This window comes from Roseateles sp. FW305-36 (assembly GCF_058787015.1).
In genome coordinates this window covers 41,588-57,859 of the sequence record NZ_JBYSZK010000013.1, presented here as the reverse complement: position 1 = coordinate 57,859, position 16,272 = coordinate 41,588, and the positions used below count along the sequence as shown (strand labels likewise).

Genomic DNA, 16,272 nt, shown 5'->3' with positions numbered 1-16,272 from the left:
GTTTGTCAATTTGCGGCTAGGACTCCCAATGAGGTTGCTCGGGCGTCATCTGAAGCCGAGCGGGCGGGATCGAAGCCTCATATTCCGCAAACCAATGCACACCTGCGGGGCCGGCCGATCCAACTGGGCCAACACATGCATATTCCGGCGCGACCTGAGCACCCGGTCCAGCGTCTCTTGAGCACCGAATCCGGCGCATGCTGAGCACCTTGTCCGAGGATGTCGTGCGAGGGCGCTAGTCCGGCGACTTGGCCACCCAGTTCAGCGCCGAGTGCGTCGAATCCAGTGACCTGCGCACCTGCTCCAGCGTGCTGCGCAGGGCGCTGATGCTCCTGTGAAGCGTGCTGGCGCTCCTAGACAGCTTGGAACGTCTTCTTCGCCATCACCTAGCGCATCGACTCGCCCTTGAGACTGATCCGGTGCGCCGTGTACACGATGCGGTCGAGCACCGCGTCGGCAACGGTCGGGTCCGGGAAGAAGCCCTGCTACTTCTCAGTCGGGTACTGGCTCGGGATGAGCAGAGACCCGGTGCGCTGGCGCCGGTCCACCAGTTCCAGAAGGAACTGCCCGCCAGCGTGTCGATCTCGCCAAGACCCAAGTCGTCGAGCAGCAGCAGGCTGGGTTTGGCCAGCGCCAGCTTGAGCTTGGGCAGCGCCCCTTCGTGAGCACGGTCCCTGATAGTGCTGCACAGCTCGCTGGCGCGGTAGAACAGCACCGGGATGTCAAGGCGGCACGCCTGGCCGGCCGGCGCGCAAGCAATCCAGGTCTTGCCCACGCCGGTGGCGCCATGGATGATGAGATTCTGCTGCCGACGAATCCAATCGCGGCTCGCCCAGACTGGCGATCTGCGCCCGATCCGTGCCGCGTTGCGAGCGCGAATCGAGGTCCTCCAGCGCCGCTGCATCCGGCCGTGCTGCGGCCTTGAATAGGCGCTTGAGCTTGCGGTCGTGCCGCTGCGATGCCTCAGCGCGAACGGCATGCACGCGGCGCTGGCGTCGGCGGGAGATGGGCGCTCTCTCCCTGCTGATCGCCGGCCCGGGGGGGCGTTTTGCTCGCCGCAGCTTTCGGCGCCGCCCGCGACCGGCGCCGCGAGTTCGGGTGCGCGCCATACCGCCTTCGCAGTACAGCCCTCGGGCTCGGGGGTGCCGCTGCAGCTAGGGGGATATCCCGTGAAGCCGGTACGGCGGGCGCTGGACGTGCTGTGCACGCGCGGGCATTGTGCTCAGACACGTCTATTAACGCTTCAGCCATGCCTCTGTCCAACCACCGTCTCGCCATCAGCATCGACGCCGCAGGTACCGACCGCCAGGTGAGGGGCGCCCAGGCCCAGGGGCATTCGTGATGACTCGATCCCATCTTGCCCTGAGCCTGCTGGCCACCAGTTGGACGCTCCTCGAATGCTCGGCAGCGCATGCGTACAGTCCGCTGCCGGTGCTGTTAAGCCCCCAGATCCTTGCCGAGTCCCGGGTATCGGTCCAGGCGGCAGGCCACACTGCACCGCCAAACGACTACGAGGACCACGCCCGCCTGTATCTCGACAGTGCCGTGTCGACCGACCTGGCAGACCGGCACGTGGCGGCGATGGATCCAGTCTCTGGCATCACGTCGGGCACAGGCGCGGCGCTGGGGAGAGTGGGCTCGCTCATGGGCAGCGCGGGCGCCTCAGCTTCGTCGCTGCCGCCACCCGGCTCGAGCGCGGTGCATGCCTCCGCGTCGGGCACCACGTATTCGAACCTCGCCTTCTCGGACCTCCTTACCATCGACTCGCCTGGCCTGGCCGGCAAGGCCGGCATGGTGCACGCTAGCATCTGGGTCCAATCCAGCGTGACCCGGACGCTGGGCGGGCCTGACGTAGGCATGGCCGGCGGCGAAGGCGCCGACGGGTCTACGGAACTGCACCTGCGGCACTACGACTGGACCTACGTGAGCGGCGGTGAAGGCCCCGGCGGTTGGGCCCAGGGCACGCAATACGAAGTGGCGCGATTCAGCTCCAACATCATGGACACGCGCTACGAGTCGTTCGACCCGAGCAGCGGCCTGGCGCTGACATCCTACGAAGGCGGGCAGGTCGGGCGCACACGCATCGACATCCTCGTGCCGTTCACCTTCGGCCAGGTCTTCGGCATCGACGCCTACGTCGACGTCCAGGCGCAGGCTGGCGCCAGCGCACCTGCGCTGCCGCCCACTGATCCGAACTACCCTTTCCCTCGCTTCGCACAATCGAATGCCTCGTTCAGCATGCAGTGGGGCGGCATCGACTCGGTGACGCTGGCGACGCCGGCGCGCACGGGCGGCCTGCGTGCTGCCCTCGCGCCGGACCCGCTGACGTACACGGTGATTTCCGGCAGCGGCGCGAACTACGCGCAGGCCATCTCGGCCGTGCCGGAGCCGCCGATGGCGGTGTTGTTCGCCGCGGGCCTCTTGCCGCTGGCCGGCATCCTCCGCCGGCGCCAACGCATGGCCGGCGGCCGGATGCCGGCCCGAACGCTCCGCCTGCCACGTCGCAGGCCGGGTCCGGCCCGCGCGAAGAACTTGCGCAGCGCGGCCTCGCTGGCGCTGGCCTGGGCGGCATTCATGGCCGCACCCGCCGAGGCGACTCCGGTCCTGCAGGTCGGTTCGGCAGTGGTCGATGTCGGCAGCACCTTCACCATCGACGTCTCCGTGGTCGGCGCCTCCGACCTGCAAGCCTTCCAGTTCGACCTCTGGTACGACAGCAGCCGGCTGCGCCTGCTGGGCTTCGGCGACGCTGGCACCGCATTCGAAACGGTTGCCGACACCGGCTTCGGCCTGCTCGGCCTCACCGGTTTCGAGCTGCCGGGCGGTGTGAGCGGCGTCGCCGACGCCATGCTAGGGGTCGGCCCCGGGGGCGGCCTGGTCGATGGTGTGATCGCGACCTTCCTGTTTGAGGACATCGCGGCAGGCTACGCGGCGATAAACGCCGAGGCAGTGTTCCTCAACTTCAGCGACCAGGACGTCTCGGTGAACGGCGGCAGCGTCACCAACCCCGATTCGAGGCCCCTGCCCGCACCGCCCACCATTTGGCTCACGGTGGTGGCCGTGTGTGCCATGCACGCCCGCCGCGGGCGTGCGCGGCATCGCGGCCCACAGCCCACCACGGCCCCGACATCGCCCCGTCGCAAGGGCCCAGAAATTTCTGATCCGAGGATTGCCTGATGAATTACGTCGCCATTGCCCTGACCATCACTGCGAGCCTCGTTGGCGGTGTCTCCCCGGCCCGAGCGCAGAGCACCGGCGCATATTACGCAACACCCTCGTGGGACCAGACGCTGCCCGACGCCACGCGCTTCGTGCTGCTGTCGAACTTCGCCAGCCAGGCCGTGCTGGACCGCAACACCGGCCTGACCTGGCAGCGGCAGGGCATCGTGGCCTCGTCGTTCAACGCCGCCATCGCCATATGCCGAGAGAGCAACGCGGGCGGGCACTACGGATGGCGCGTGCCGGCGATCACCGAACTTCAGACGCTGATGGACAACTCCAACGGCGTGTCGAGCGTGCCACCGGCGCCATTCGAGGTCGACGGCAGCTACAACTACATCACCACGACGCTCGACGAGACCGACGCCACCCACTTCTGGATGCTGCGTGCCAACGCCAACCCGCAGAACGTGTGGAGCGCGTACCGCGGCACCAACTTCGGCCGTGGCGTGGCGGTGCTCTGCGTGCGCGGCGGGGCGGGCTTCGGCCCGCTACCCGGCTTCTGAACGCGTTGGTCGCATCGAGGCCCGGGCCAACGGCGGCTTCTGCATCCTGCTCACGGTCTTGCCGGCGCCTCACTCATGCATCAGGCCGAGCTTGCGGGCCTCGTACACGCGTCTGTCCTCGAATGCACCTACAGCTGAGTGAGAACCGGCGGAGCGACTCCTTCCTGTTGCTGGCGGGCTGCCCGACAGGACACTTCGGTCCGCTGCATATTCTGTGTGCCCATAAAGCACTGTCAGTGGGCCGCCCAGCGACATCCTGACGAGCATGCCGCCCTGATCGCGAGAAGCCGCGAATGCCGGGCAGATTGCCAATGGAGTAGATGGCCTGGAAGTTCACTGCGCGATGAGACACCTGCTCACCAGCGGCAGGTCCATGTGGCGTGTTCCTAGGTTCGTGGCCTCGCCTCTGTGGACCTGCATCCTGAGGCTGGCCCACCGCACAGCGTCACCCACGCGTGCGCCTCACGCGAACGGCCGCGCACAGGGGCACTAGCCCGGCCAGCATCAGCAACGCCATGGCCGGTTCAGGAACCGGAGCGAATGTCGTCGTGACTGCGAACCGGAGATCGACCGACTCCAGCGTTGCCGTCGCAGGCTCGGCGGGCATGCATAGCACCGAAGCGCAAGCGGGGTCGGACGAAGGCACCAGGTAATTCGGTGCCACGATGCTGCCGCGTAGGAAGTATTCGACGACGCCGGAAGGAGAGATGAACTGGACCCGGCGTTGCAGTGCGTTGGCGACTTCACTGTCTGCCAGGATGCCGCCAATGTTCTTGCCTGTGTAGTAGACGCCGTTGAGACTGATCGTCGCGTGCAGGTTGTTCTGGCCGTAGGAAGTGGCAAGCTGGGCGTCGCGTGGCTTCGCATACGAGGCGAGGGCAGTGATGGCTACTGCGGCGTCGTCCAGCGTTTCGGTGGCGATCCGCCCATCATGGCTGAGGCCCGTCTGCGGCCCTTTCGCGACGAGCATGAGATCAGGGATCAGCCACTGGCCGCCGTTCGCGTCGATCAAGTCCCGCAGGATCGGCGTGGGGGTCAGGACCAGATCGATGAAACCGCTGCCTTCGCTCAACGAGGTGGAACTGCGCGTCGAGACGGTCCATGCGTCGACGCCCACGCCATAGACATCGAAGAATGGGTTGGCGCCGATGCCGTCGGCCCGTGCTGCAGACGCCGCAACCAGCATCAGCGACAGGCCGATGCGAGAGAAGAAAAGTGTCGAGCTTCGCTTGACCGTGAACTTCATGAATCCTCCCCAGACAGCAACGTACCGGCCAACCAAGCATGGCCTTGGCGCAATGGCAGGCGCGCCGCACGCGCGGTCCAGGTGCCGCTATACCGGCTTCACGGTACAACCCCTCCAGATGGGTGAAGTGCCCAGCCCATCGCTGAGTCATGACGGCAAGTGGCGATCAGGCCGCTGAAGCTCCCCCGGCCTTGGCTGAACTTTGGTCCGCAAGGCAGTCAATCGAGCGGGCGTTTCATGGGCAGAAGCAAAGTGACGCTGGTGCCCGTGCCAAGGTGAGATTCGATGTCGACGCTGCCGCCCAACTGTTTCGCACGTTGGTGCAACAGGCGCAGACCTCGTCCCTCGTGCGGAACTTCAGCGTCGAATCCGCAGCCGTTGTCGGCAACGCGGATTCGCACGATGTCATTGAGGTAGTCAGCCTGGACACGGACTCGCGTGGCGCGCGAGTGCTTGACCGCGTTAGCCAACGTTTCCTGCACCACGCGCATGACCTGCAGGGCCTCGGACGGGCCAAGCCAGTCCAGTGGCGGCAGATCGCCCATCGACCAATCAAGCTCAATGCCGGCCGCATCCAGGCGGCGACCGAGGCGAAAGCGCAGCATGGCCAGCAGTGCCACCAGGTCATGCTCGACCGGCTCCAGCGAGTCGATCACTGCGCGCAGGTCGTCCATGCAGTCACGCAGCACCTCGGCCACTTCTGCCGGCCGAACCAGCCCGCGCTCGGCAGCAGCCAGCCATGACGCCAGTGTCGAGCCCAGCCCGTCGTGCATGTCGTGCATCAGGCGCTCTCGCTCCAGCAGCAGGGTGCGCTCGTTCTCGACTTCGATCAGCCGCTGTTGCTGGCGGCGCAGTTCGGCGGCCAGATCCTTGGCCACGTGGCGTTCCTTCTGCGTCGTCTGGACAGCCGCCTGGACGCGCAGCGCGTATGCCAGAACCAGACCGTACGCAACAACGCTTCCCAGGGCGACCTCCGGAATGCCTCCTCGCATGGCCAGGGCGAGGATGGTGGGCGGTGCGATGGAGGTCGCGACGATGATCATCGCGCGGGTGGACGGTGCATTGACCACCGCAAAAAAGAGCATGAGGTTGAACAGGCTGGCAATCAACTGCAGGGGCAAGTCGGCCGAAGACAGCAGCCAGGGCACAGTGCCCCAAAGCAGCCCACCGATGCCTATGGACGTCAACAGCCAGGGCATCCAGCGCTGGATGCCCGCAGGCAGCGATGACGACTGCTCCATGCGCCAGCTCACGAAGGCCTGACCCAGGTAGTTAAGGCACGACAGCGCGCACCATGCAACGGCCATGCGCGTAGACACGTAGTCATGGCCCGCCACCGCGGCGGCCAGGGTGAACAAGGTCACCGCAGCAAGCGACCCTCGCCAGCGCGCCAGGTAGAGGCGCACGGTGTCTTCGCGGCTGCGGCCGTCCAGGTTGGGCTGGACGGCCGCCTCAGTCACTCACCAGCCCCATCTTGCGAGCCTCGTAGACGGCCTCGGTCTTGGAATGCACCTGCAATTTTCGGTAGATGCGCTTGACATGGGTCTCCACCGTATGCCGCGACAGGTTCAGCAGCCTCGCGATTTCCTCGTAGTTGTAGCCCTTGGCGCTGAGCGTCAGCACGACGTGCTCCTTGTCGGACAAGGACACACGCGCCTCGGTCACCCGAACCTCCGGCGGACCGCCGCCATCGGGTAGCGCCTCACTTGCGGCCACGTGCTTGAGCAAGCGACGCGCGATCGACGGGCTGATCGGGCTGCCGCCATCGTTGAGCAGCCGGATCTGGCGAACGATGTCCACATCGCGCGCATCCTTCAGCAGATAGCCCGTGGCTCCCGCCTTGATGCACTTGAGCACGGGCTCTTCATCCGCAAAGACCGTGACGACGATCGACGCGCATTCCGGTTGCTGTTGTGCAGCGCGCTGAATCAACTCGATGCCGCTGCCGCTGGGCAGGCCGATGTCCACCAGCAAGACGTTAGGTTGGGTCTGTTCGAGCAGCCGAAGACCTTCCGGCAAATCATGAGCGACGCCAGCCAGATGCAGATCCGGGGCCGCATGTACGGCCGAGGCAATCAGCGCGCGGAAACGCGGATCGTCTTCGACGATGAGCACGGAACGGGCCATCGTCGAAGTGTAGGTGGCACTGCCCCCGGAACCTGGGGGCCATCCCGTCAAGCCGGTACAGCGAGTCGTCGACGCGCGAACCAGGCGCGGGCACAGTGATTCACAGCCCCCACAACTCCCGATGACGAATCGAGCGAGGCGAAATCATGATCAAGCATCTCATTGCGGCTGCCGCCCTCCTGGCGAGTCTCGTGGCGTCGGCCGCGCCGGCGGACGTTGGCTTCGACCTCACGACCGACCCGGCTACCCGCTGGCACGACGGCAACACGACCTATGGCGGTCGCTCGGGCAGCCTGGTCTGCAACCCTTGCACGGTGGACCGGTTGGACCTCGCCGACGTGCAGACCGGATCGACCGAGTCGACGGCCTTCACGCTGTCGGTCGGCGACAACTTGGGGGGTGTGCTGCAGCTCGCCGCGCCGCTGACCATCGGGCCCAGCGCCGCGGGCGTCTTCATGACGCTGCACCTGGCCGACGTGCCGGCCGACCCCTCCCAGGGCCAAGATATCTGGGTCAGCCTGCCGGGACAGCACCATGCCCGCCTCGAGCTGTTCAACGGCAACCAGCCGGTCACGCTGCCGGGCTTGCTCATCTTTGGCGGCTCGGGTGGCGACCTGAGTTTCGGCGCCGTCAGCCACACCGCCCAGCCGGCCTTCACCTTCGACCGCATCGCCTTCGGTGGCCATGTCGACGCCATCCAGGACCCCAGCGCCGGCTTCCACGACAGCGTCGCGCTGATTGCCAGCACGATGCAGCTGACCGTGTTCACGAGCGCCGTGCCCGAGCCGGCGTCGCTGGCCCTGTTGAGCCTGGGCCTGGCCGCCATCGGCCTGCTGCACCGCCGCCGCCACACACGCTGAAACCAGGAGTTCGCCATGAACCTGCCTGCACTCTCTCGCCTGTCGGCCTGCGCGGCCGCCCTGGCTGCCGTCCTGCCCCACGGCGAGGCCGAAGCTGGCGTCCGCTGCAACGCGCTGGCCCTCGGCAGTTGCCTGGAAGCCCGCACCGGCGGGCTGACGCAGGCCACCATTCAATGGGACGACGGCAGCACGACCTCCCTTGAGTCGCCCACCAGCACTGCCTTCTCGACAGTGCACGTCGGCATGGCCGAGTACGGCTCGGCGACCTGGCTGTACAACGACGCCGGGCTGCACAGCCAGTTGGTCGGCTGGCCGGACTACGGCGGCCTGGGCCCGGCCTTCCAGGCCAACTACACGGTCGAGACCGGCCAAAGGAACGGTGTCACTGCGGCCAACTGGGGCTATTACACGCCGGGCCAGGCCAGCAGCACCTTCCTGCACGGACAGATCGGCACACTGGACCCCAGCCTGCGCATCAACGGCTATGGCGAGGCCGACTACGGTGTCAACAAGGCCTCGATCAGCATGACTGGCCAGGTCATCGGCAGCTACACGCTGGACGCCGCCAACGCGCTCAACCCGGGCCACACAGGCACGGTGCAGACGCAGGCCTTCGGCTCGGGCCAGGCCTACTGGAATGACCGGGTCACCTTCAACGCCAATGCCGGCGTGCCGGCCGGTGCCGCGCGCTCCGTAACCTTCAGCGCTCAGATCGATGGCAGCGCCGACAACTTCGGCGAGTACATCTTCGGGCTCGCCCTGGTCGACCAAGCGGGCAACCGGCAGAGTGTGCTGAGCTCGGTCGCGGCTGCCGGCAGCCTGTCGGGAAAGTTGCAGCGACAACTGAGCGGCACAGCTTTGGTCATGCCGGGCGAGACCTATACGCTGTACGGCGACCTCATCGTCTATGCAACCACGTCGGGCCAGGGCGGCGGCATTGCGGCCAACGAGGATTTCTCGCACACGGCCCGCATCACGGGCATCGTGCTGCCCCAGGGCCTGAGCGTGAGCTTCGCCTCCGGCTCGGCCAGCCTAAGCGGCGTGGTCACGACCGTGCCCGAGCCCACCCCCGCTGCCCTGCTGGCCGCCGGCCTGGGCGTGATCGTCTGGCTGGCGCGGCGGCGCGCTGGCGCATGACACAGGGCCTGTTCTACGGCTGGGAGCTGGGCGGCGGAGCCAGCCATCTCGAGCTTGCCCGCTGCCTGCTCGGGGCGCTGGATGGGCGTTTCGGGCGGGTCACGCTGGCGCTGCGCCGGCTGGCATCGGCTCAGACCCGTTTCGGTCCGGCAGTGCAGCTCTTTCAGGCGCCCGTTCCCGAGTCGCCCGGCCTGCTGCCCAACCCCGCCAGCTACGCCGAGATCCTGTTCGAGGCCGGCTTCCACGACCAGGACGCACTGCTCTCAAGGCTGCGCGCCTGGGATGCCATCCTGGACGCCGCACGCCCCAACGTCATCGTGGCCGATCACGCGCCCACGCTGCTGCTCGCGAGCCGTGGCCGCCCGGGCCTGAAGCGCTGCTGCATCGGCGCGGGCTTCTTCTGTCCGCCGCCCGCCGCGCCCTGCCCGGTTTTCCGCAGCTGGGACCGCGTGGCGCCCGCCCGCCCGGTGGCCATCGAGGCGCGCGTGCTGGACTGCATCAACGCGGCTCTGCGGCAGCGCGGCGTGGCGCCGATCGCTCGCGTGGCGGATCTCTTCGAGCTCGACGAACAGTTCCTGACCACCACGCCCGAGCTGGACCACTACCCCGACCGCGGCCCGGCGCGCTACTGGGGCTTCTATGCCACCGGCGATGGTGGCGGGCGTGCGGCCGAGTGGCCGGCCGGCGAGGGGCCGCGCGTGTTCGCCTACCTGTCGGCCGACTACCCCCGCCTGGCCGAGCTGCTGGCCGAGCTGGTGCGGCTGCGCTGGCCCAGCCTCGTGCACGTCACCGGCCTGCCCGAGGCCGCGCGCCGCAGCCTGGCCGCGCCCACGCTGCATCTCACGGCCGACTGGCTGGACATGGCCGGCGTGACGGCCGCAGCCGACCTCGTCGTCTGCCATGCCGGTGCCGGCACCATGGGCTGGGCGCTGGAGCAGGGGCGCCGCCTCGTCACGCTGCCGCTGCACGCCGAACAGACCGTCGCCGCGCTGCGCCTGAAGGCGGCCGGCCTGGGCCACGCGCTGCTGTCGGCCGACCCCGCGCAGTTCCGTCGCACGCTGCGTGAGGCCGCGCAGGACGGCGCGCTGCAAGCCCGCGTCGACGCGCTGCACGCCCGGCTCACGCCCTCGCGCGACAACCTCGCTGCCATTGCCGCCCGGCTGGGCGAGCTGGCCGCCTGAGACCACTCCGCTCACGAAGACCGAACTTTCCGAGAACCGCCATGCCCAAGCTGCCCTCTCTGCACCGCCCCCGTCGCATCGCCCTGGCCGCGATGGCCGCACTCGGCCTAGCGCTACCGACCCAGCGCCTGAACGCCCTCGTCATCGACGGCGGCCGCACGCTGAGCTTCGCCGACGGCGTCCATGCCGGCGATCTGCAGCTGCTGAACGGCACGCTGCTGATCCCGCACGACACCGACCTGACGTTGAGCGGTAACCATTTCGTCAACGGCGTTGTCACGCTGGGCAGCACCGGCACGCCGTTCGCTGTGCTGAGATTCACCGGCGATACCCACATGACTGACAGCGGCCAGGTCACCTTCCAGGGTTGGGCTGATGCCGGGCCGGGAAGCTTGATGGTCACGAATGACGGCCGCTGGACCCAAGACGCCAACACATTGCTGCAGGTGGGCCGCGCCGTGGAGTTCAGCAACCTGAGTGGCGGGATCTGGGAACTCTCGGGCAGCAGTTACGCGAACTCGACGCAAACCTTTGGCACCGACCCGCAGAGCATGCGCTTCAGCAACCAGGCCGGCGCGCTGCTGCTCAAGACCGGCGACGGCCAGGCCGGCCTCAGCGGCAACCTGTACAACTTCGGCACGGTGCGCGCCGAGCAGGGTCAGCTCGTGCTCTACGGCGTCGACCTGCACAGCGACGCACTGCTGCAGGGGCAGGGCGGCGAGGTGGTGCTGAACGGGCAGCACAGCTTCCAGGGCCAGAACCTGCTGCAGGGCAGCGTCAGCATCTTCGACGCCAGCAACGCGACCGTGATGGCCGGCGGTCTGCTGCGCGTCGGCGATGGCGTGCTCAGCAACCGCGGGACGCTGAGCGTGGTGGGCGAGCTGCGCGTCGACGCCGGCGCCAGCCTGGCCAACGCGGGCGCGCTGCGCTACGGCACGGACTTTCTTGGCAACAACGGCCTCATCAATGTGCAGGGCAGCCTGAGCAACGCGGGGTTGCTGGATGCCGACCGGTTGCAGTTGGACGGGCTGCTCACGAACACAGGTTCGATGACGGCCAACCTCGTCAATGGCGCAGGCCTGCTGGACAACCGGGGCAGCTTCGAGCTGTCGCTGAACGGCGTGGCCGGGCTGGCCGGCTTCGCCAACAGCGGCCAGGCCTCGCTGGACATCGGCAGCGCGCTGACGGTGAACAACAGCTTCGTCAACGCGGCCGGCGGCCAGCTGTTCCTGACCAATGCGAGCCTGACGCTTGCTGCCGGCGTCTCGGGCAGCAATGCCGGCACGCTGACCGTGAACAGCGCCAGCGTGCTCGTGCTGAACGGCAGCCTGGCCAATGCGGGAACGCTCACGGCGAGCAGTACCGACGGCGGGGCCAACCAGCTGCAGCTCAATGCGGGCGGCCAACTGCACAACCTGGCGGGCGGCAGCATCAATGCCGGCGCTCTGCAGGTCTACGCCGGTGCCCGCGTCGTCAACGATGCCGGCGCCTCGCTGGTCGTGAGCCAGGTCTCGGTGGACCCCGGCGCGGCCGTCGTCGGCGAGGGCGCCATCCAGCTTGACCAGCAATGGAATCATCTGGGCAGCCTCGCGCTGAGCGGCAACGCGGTGTTCACCAGTGCCGGGCAGTTCATCAACAGCGGCTCCGTCGCGCTGAGCCGGAGCGCCAGCTTCGTCAACCAGGGCGGTGTCTTCGACATGAGTGCGCTGGGTGCCAGCCTGACGATCGGCAGCGGCGCGAGCTTCCTCAACAACGGCGTGATGACGTTGACGAACGGCACCAGCCTGGCGATCGACGCCGGCGGCACGTTCTCCAACACCTACGGTGGCGGCCCGCTGGCGTTGCAGGGCAGCATCCGCCTGGACGGCAGCCTGTCCAATCAGGCCGGCGCCTATGTCGTCCTGCAGGGCAATGTGCAGGGCCAGGGGGGGATCGACAACGCGGGCCGGTTGCTGGTCGGCGCCGGTGGGGTGGTGGCGGTCAACCAGCTGCGCAACACGGGCGTCGTCCTCGTGATGGGCGGCGGCGCCAATCCGCGGGCCGCCGGCGTGTTGGAGGCGGGCCAGGTGCTCAACGTGAACGGCGCCGAGCTGAACGTGGAGGGGCGCCTGTCCTTCGCTGGGTCGCGTGCGCTGACCAACGAGGCAGCGGCCCGCATCTCCGTCGCGGGGCGGATCGAGGCGGACCACTCTGCCGTCGTCGCCAACGCGGGCCGGCTGGAGTTACTCACGGCAGCGAGCTGGTCGGGCGGCGGCCAGCTGACGAACACCGGCACGCTCATCGTCGGCACCGGCGCGTCGATGGCCGTGGATCGGCTCGACAGCCAGGCCGGCACCCTGACCGTGGACGGCAGCGTCGATACCAGTGCCGGTGTCACACTGACGCTGAGCGGCGGCGTGCTGAACGGCAACGGCCTCATCAACGGTGATGTCTTCGTCGGCGGTGGTGCCGGCATCGCCAGCTTCCGGCCCGGCCACAGCCCGGGCCATTTCACGATCAACGGCGCGCTGGCCGTGGGCGCCAACGGCGAGCTGGAGCTGCAGGTGCAGCGCCTGGCCGACGGCAGTCTGGCCTGGGACCGCGTCAGCGCCGCCAGCGTCAGCTTCCTCGACGGCGCGACGGTGCGCTTCGAGATCGGCAGCGGCGTCGCGACCAGCCGGCCCCAGACGCTGGGCTTTCTGGACTGTGGCAGCGGCTGCAACTTCGCCGCCGGCGTGCACTGGGTCGTCGACGGCGCGCCGGCCGGCACGACGCTGGCGTTCACCAGCAGCGGCCTGCAGCTGAACGTGTCGGCAGTGCCCGAGCCGGCGACGGTGCTGCTATGGCTGGTTGGCCTCGCGGCGCTGGCGGGCTTCAGGGCCAGGCGCAGCAGCGATGGCTATGCTGAATAAGCTGGTGGTCTGCAAGCTTCTCGCCGCGAGCTGATCAAGGCGAAGATGTGGGTGGCAAATTGCATGCCCTTTTCGAGCCTCGGGTACCGTGCCCCCGCCGGGCGGACGCAGCGTACACGCTGCCCGGCCCGCTGGACAAACTGCTCAATATCGCTGGAATACGCAACGCACAGAAGCTCGCCGTTGATTCGATCGACAAATATCGGAACGTTGGCCATCTTCTCGCGTGTCGTCATCAGTCGGGCCGGCCACTCGACTAGCGTTGACCTAGCAACGGGGAGCGCCCGACCTTCTCAACCTTCCTGCGCTTCCTGGGGAGCGGATCAGAAAACTTGGCCTCCGCAATTGGCTCGTCCAAGCAGGGAAGACTCCAGGTCTTTTGAAGGCGCAGGCTGTTCATCCCGTCGTTCCACGCGTGCAGCATCCGCTTTCCGGTTTCGTGGAACGAGGGGTAGCGCTTTGTAGCCTCAACGACTTGGGGCGTGACCTGAACGATGGCCTCACAGATGCGCTCGACACGCTTATACGTCTGAGCTGGCAACACGTTGCATCTTGTCTGCAGGAATCGCTCCAGCATTTTTCCCGGCAGCCAAGTGCTGCGCCCGCCAACGGACATTCCTGGTGGATTGGCGGCGTAATCGTCGTATACGGTGATGGTCAGCATGTCGTAGACGGGAGCCAGTTGAATCTGCTCACGGGAGCTGTACAGCAGCGCAATGTTTTTTGTGTGGCAGTCAGCGTTGCGTAGTGCGTAGGTCAGCAGCAGCAGGTCTGCAAGGTTAGAGAGCGCGGCGCCTTGTTGCCCGGCGTCTGGGGTGACGTCCTTGATACGGGAAACGACTCGTTCCCATGTCGACTCGTACTTCTGTTCGGGACGTAGTGTGAGCAAGCTGCATAGGTCTTCCATGCCCCTGCGTGTCTTTCCGTCCTCCTCGAAGTCGAAGCGATGGACCACCAGGGCTTGACCGTCCTCAGAGACTTCGGTCGCGGCTGTGGGGAATCCAGCCTGGCGTGACACCTCCATGCATAGATGCTCATTGAGAGCAACACCTGGCAGTCGTGCAGTCGTTCCTTTGATGATGTACCGGTCGGTTGCCAGTGTTCCCTTCCCAAATTCCCCCAAGGTATTGGGCGAGAGAAACTTTGGGACAACGCCGGAGACGCCCGAGGTGGCGTATCTACGGACCAGTTCAACGAAGGCCTCTTCGGAGTTGTCCCCCCGCAAGATGCCGTTCAAGTCAAAAGCCACAGGGGGTTGAGTCGGGTCGGAACCCGGCGTGGCAACTTTGACCCGCCCAATCGCATTGCGACCAACCACGGATAGCAGGTTCAAAGGGGACGCGCCTACGTGCGGACCCAGTCGCTCCTCGAGGATCGAGAGCAGGAAGCCTTCCGGTAGGTTCATCCGGAACAGCGGATGAAGCTCCGGGTACCCATAGGACTCTGTCCGTACCGGCATGAGCAAAGAGACAAAGAGCTCAGGAGGAACGTCCGGGTGATAAGTCATCACGTGCCGGAAGCCGTCTGGCGACTCCAGCGTAGCGACCGGCTTGTCATGAACGTAAACGTGCAGCTTCAATGGTCTCTGTTCCACCTCAGCACCTTGGTATCTCCCGCCTCACGCCGCTGTCGCTCCTCCAACGCGTCGTCGAGCGTGAAGGTTGCGCTTTTAGGCATGAACGCCAGCTCGTATCCCAGCGCCTCCAGAAGCCGAAGGAGCTTGCCAGAGCCGAACTCCGCAACCCCCCCGGTCTCAAAACGCGCGAGTGTCGACTGGCCAAGACCACAGAGCTCGCCCAGTTGCTTCTGAGTCAACCCGCGCTCATACCTGAGCTGAGCCACAGCTTGTCCTAACGTCTGAAGATTGTCCATATGCCGTATTTGTCATGCCGTCTAGATGACCGAAAGGCGTTCCCCGTAGAGGATGGGTCACATTTCTCTCGTTCAAATAATAGCAAATACAGCATTTTCCAGCAAGCACTGCCCTCCTGAGTTTGTGCCGTATTTGCTATGCACTATTTCGTAGTCCTACTATGAGAAAAGGTGAGGAAGGGTCTAAATTGATAGCAAATACGGCATTTTCCAGGTGGCGCACTCGGATGGCCTCTGAGAAGTCGCTTTCAGGGCCGACGTCGTCGGAGAATTCACAGCGCCGAGTTCAAGGCGCACATCGTGGCGGCCTGCGGCAAGCCCGGCGTTTCGTCGGCCGCGGTGGGCATGGCCAACGGCATCAATGCGAACCTGGTGCGCCGCTGAGTCAAGGAAGCTGAGGTCACCCGAAGAGCGGCCGTTCAGGTCTTCTTCTAGGCGACGGTCTATGACGGCTCCCTCATGCACAGCCAGACTAAAGATTCCTCGCTGGGGTGATAACTTGCGGATGGGGTCCGATCCAGGCAACCGCGCCCGCAGTCGAAATTGCCTCAAGTCGACGTCTTCGACTTGCCTTCGTATAGCAATTGGTATACATTCGATCAATGAGTCGATCTGCCACTTTGCCACCCATCCGTATTGCGCCCGAGACCAAGGCCAGCCTAGAGGCCGTACTACGAGAAGGCGAGTCATTGACGCAGTTCATCGAGAACGCTGTTTGCCGCGAGGCCGAATTCCGTACCGAGCAGAGCGCCGCTGTCTCCCGGGCGAAGAAGGCATTGCGCAACGCCGATAAGGGCGTCGGCTTGTTGACCACTGATGAGTTCTTAGCTGGTATGGAGCGGCGTGCTCAGGCAGCACAGCAGCGCATCCGTGAGGCGGTGGCTTCCAAGAACAAGCGGGCTGCGGGTTGAGCGAGCGGCATAGAGTTGTTCCGACTGTCTCGTTCCAAGAGGACATCGAGCGCCTGGAGGAGCACATCATCCAGCGCGAGTTGGCAAGCAACACGCCGGATGACACCTGCCTCTTCAGGTTCCGCGATGCGGTGGAGCGCGCGATGGGGGTCCTATCTTTCGCACCACACAGCTGTCGTCGATCCGAAGAACAACGGGAATTCCGTGAGCTGATCATCCCCTTCGGTCATGGCGGGTGCGTCGTCCTGTTCGTGATCCGTAACGTTGATGTCGTCTTGCTCGCCGCGAGGGACCAGCACGAACACGACTATCGCTGACGAACTTA

14 protein-coding genes are annotated in these 16,272 nt (G+C 66.2%); 8 read left to right on the top strand and 6 right to left on the bottom strand.

The genetic code is table 11. The annotated features are described in order from the left end of the window. Positions 1–382 precede the first annotated feature (382 nt). Positions 383–979 (bottom strand): ATP-binding protein, encoded by a 597-nt coding sequence (locus AC3WOE_RS21805; protein WP_492693471.1) that lies wholly within the window; start codon positions 977–979, stop codon positions 383–385. 362 nt (positions 980–1,341) lie between these two features. Here AC3WOE_RS21805 and AC3WOE_RS21800 point away from each other — a divergent pair, with 362 nt between their 5' ends. Together AC3WOE_RS21800 and AC3WOE_RS21795 are read left to right on the top strand one after the other, a co-directional pair. Then, positions 1,342–3,174, top strand: coding sequence for a hypothetical protein (locus AC3WOE_RS21800; RefSeq protein WP_492693470.1), 1,833 nt, complete (start codon positions 1,342–1,344; stop codon positions 3,172–3,174). Then, complete coding sequence (locus AC3WOE_RS21795) at positions 3,174–3,722, top strand: Lcl C-terminal domain-containing protein (RefSeq protein WP_492693468.1); 549 nt, start codon at positions 3,174–3,176, stop codon at positions 3,720–3,722. The genes AC3WOE_RS21800 and AC3WOE_RS21795 overlap by 1 nt, the downstream gene beginning before the upstream one ends. A 445-nt stretch (positions 3,723–4,167) precedes the next feature. On the opposite strand, the gene AC3WOE_RS21790 is transcribed toward AC3WOE_RS21795, so the two are convergent. From AC3WOE_RS21790 to AC3WOE_RS21780, 3 genes are all read right to left on the bottom strand, one after another. Further along, complete coding sequence (locus AC3WOE_RS21790) at positions 4,168–4,968, bottom strand: hypothetical protein (protein ID WP_492693467.1); 801 nt, start codon at positions 4,966–4,968, stop codon at positions 4,168–4,170. 218 nt (positions 4,969–5,186) lie between these two features. Beyond that, on the bottom strand, positions 5,187–6,428 hold the full coding sequence (locus AC3WOE_RS21785; RefSeq protein ID WP_492693465.1) for a sensor histidine kinase: 1,242 nt from the start codon (positions 6,426–6,428) through the stop codon (positions 5,187–5,189). Then, positions 6,421–7,095 carry a response regulator gene (locus AC3WOE_RS21780; RefSeq protein ID WP_492693463.1) on the bottom strand — a complete coding sequence of 225 codons (675 nt, stop codon included), beginning with the start codon at positions 7,093–7,095 and terminating at the stop codon, positions 6,421–6,423. The genes AC3WOE_RS21785 and AC3WOE_RS21780 overlap by 8 nt, the downstream gene beginning before the upstream one ends. Positions 7,096–7,241: 146 nt before the next feature. Here AC3WOE_RS21780 and AC3WOE_RS21775 point away from each other — a divergent pair, with 146 nt between their 5' ends. The 4 genes from AC3WOE_RS21775 to AC3WOE_RS21760 are packed head-to-tail and all read left to right on the top strand — an operon-like array spanning position 7,242 to position 13,164. Next, entirely contained in the window at positions 7,242–7,955 is a 714-nt protein-coding gene (locus tag AC3WOE_RS21775; RefSeq protein ID WP_492693462.1) for a PEP-CTERM sorting domain-containing protein, read from the top strand. Between the two features lie 15 nt (positions 7,956–7,970). Then, the gene (locus AC3WOE_RS21770; protein WP_492693461.1) at positions 7,971–9,092 is read left to right on the top strand and encodes a PEP-CTERM sorting domain-containing protein; all 1,122 of its coding nucleotides are present in this window, start codon (positions 7,971–7,973) and stop codon (positions 9,090–9,092) included. Continuing rightward, the gene (locus AC3WOE_RS21765; protein ID WP_492693460.1) at positions 9,089–10,273 is read left to right on the top strand and encodes a glycosyltransferase; all 1,185 of its coding nucleotides are present in this window, start codon (positions 9,089–9,091) and stop codon (positions 10,271–10,273) included. Before AC3WOE_RS21770 ends, AC3WOE_RS21765 begins: the two co-directional genes overlap by 4 nt. A gap of 41 nt (positions 10,274–10,314) precedes the next feature. Further along, positions 10,315–13,164, top strand: a complete 2,850-nt coding sequence (locus AC3WOE_RS21760; protein ID WP_492693458.1) for a beta strand repeat-containing protein — start codon at positions 10,315–10,317, stop codon at positions 13,162–13,164. A 256-nt stretch (positions 13,165–13,420) separates the two neighbouring features. On the opposite strand, the gene AC3WOE_RS21755 is transcribed toward AC3WOE_RS21760, so the two are convergent. Further along, positions 13,421–14,743: a type II toxin-antitoxin system HipA family toxin gene (locus tag AC3WOE_RS21755; protein WP_492693457.1), complete on the bottom strand. Its 1,323-nt coding sequence runs from the start codon at positions 14,741–14,743 to the stop codon at positions 13,421–13,423. Beyond that, positions 14,740–15,036: a helix-turn-helix domain-containing protein gene (locus AC3WOE_RS21750; RefSeq protein WP_492693455.1), complete on the bottom strand. Its 297-nt coding sequence runs from the start codon at positions 15,034–15,036 to the stop codon at positions 14,740–14,742. The genes AC3WOE_RS21755 and AC3WOE_RS21750 overlap by 4 nt, the downstream gene beginning before the upstream one ends. A gap of 602 nt (positions 15,037–15,638) precedes the next feature. Here AC3WOE_RS21750 and AC3WOE_RS21745 point away from each other — a divergent pair. Next, a complete protein-coding gene (locus AC3WOE_RS21745) occupies positions 15,639–15,947 on the top strand; it encodes a YlcI/YnfO family protein (protein ID WP_492693454.1) in 309 nt (102 codons plus the stop codon). After that, the gene (locus AC3WOE_RS21740) at positions 15,944–16,264 is read left to right on the top strand and encodes a type II toxin-antitoxin system RelE/ParE family toxin (RefSeq protein WP_492693453.1); all 321 of its coding nucleotides are present in this window, start codon (positions 15,944–15,946) and stop codon (positions 16,262–16,264) included. The genes AC3WOE_RS21745 and AC3WOE_RS21740 overlap by 4 nt, the downstream gene beginning before the upstream one ends. Positions 16,265–16,272 lie beyond the last annotated feature (8 nt).

What these genes read in the sequence shown, in the direction of transcription:
- AC3WOE_RS21805 (WP_492693471.1), bottom strand. Translation starts at nt 979, where the DNA reads ATGCCGTTCGCGCTGAGGCATCGCAGCGGCACGACCGCAAGCTCAAGC.
- AC3WOE_RS21800 (WP_492693470.1), top strand. Translation starts at nt 1,342, where the DNA reads ATGACTCGATCCCATCTTGCCCTGAGCCTGCTGGCCACCAGTTGGACG.
- AC3WOE_RS21795 (WP_492693468.1), top strand. Translation starts at nt 3,174, where the DNA reads ATGAATTACGTCGCCATTGCCCTGACCATCACTGCGAGCCTCGTTGGC.
- AC3WOE_RS21790 (WP_492693467.1), bottom strand. Translation starts at nt 4,968, where the DNA reads ATGAAGTTCACGGTCAAGCGAAGCTCGACACTTTTCTTCTCTCGCATC.
- AC3WOE_RS21780 (WP_492693463.1), bottom strand. Translation starts at nt 7,095, where the DNA reads ATGGCCCGTTCCGTGCTCATCGTCGAAGACGATCCGCGTTTCCGCGCG.
- AC3WOE_RS21775 (WP_492693462.1), top strand. Translation starts at nt 7,242, where the DNA reads ATGATCAAGCATCTCATTGCGGCTGCCGCCCTCCTGGCGAGTCTCGTG.
- AC3WOE_RS21770 (WP_492693461.1), top strand. Translation starts at nt 7,971, where the DNA reads ATGAACCTGCCTGCACTCTCTCGCCTGTCGGCCTGCGCGGCCGCCCTG.
- AC3WOE_RS21765 (WP_492693460.1), top strand. Translation starts at nt 9,089, where the DNA reads ATGACACAGGGCCTGTTCTACGGCTGGGAGCTGGGCGGCGGAGCCAGC.
- AC3WOE_RS21760 (WP_492693458.1), top strand. Translation starts at nt 10,315, where the DNA reads ATGCCCAAGCTGCCCTCTCTGCACCGCCCCCGTCGCATCGCCCTGGCC.
- AC3WOE_RS21750 (WP_492693455.1), bottom strand. Translation starts at nt 15,036, where the DNA reads ATGGACAATCTTCAGACGTTAGGACAAGCTGTGGCTCAGCTCAGGTAT.
- AC3WOE_RS21745 (WP_492693454.1), top strand. Translation starts at nt 15,639, where the DNA reads ATGAGTCGATCTGCCACTTTGCCACCCATCCGTATTGCGCCCGAGACC.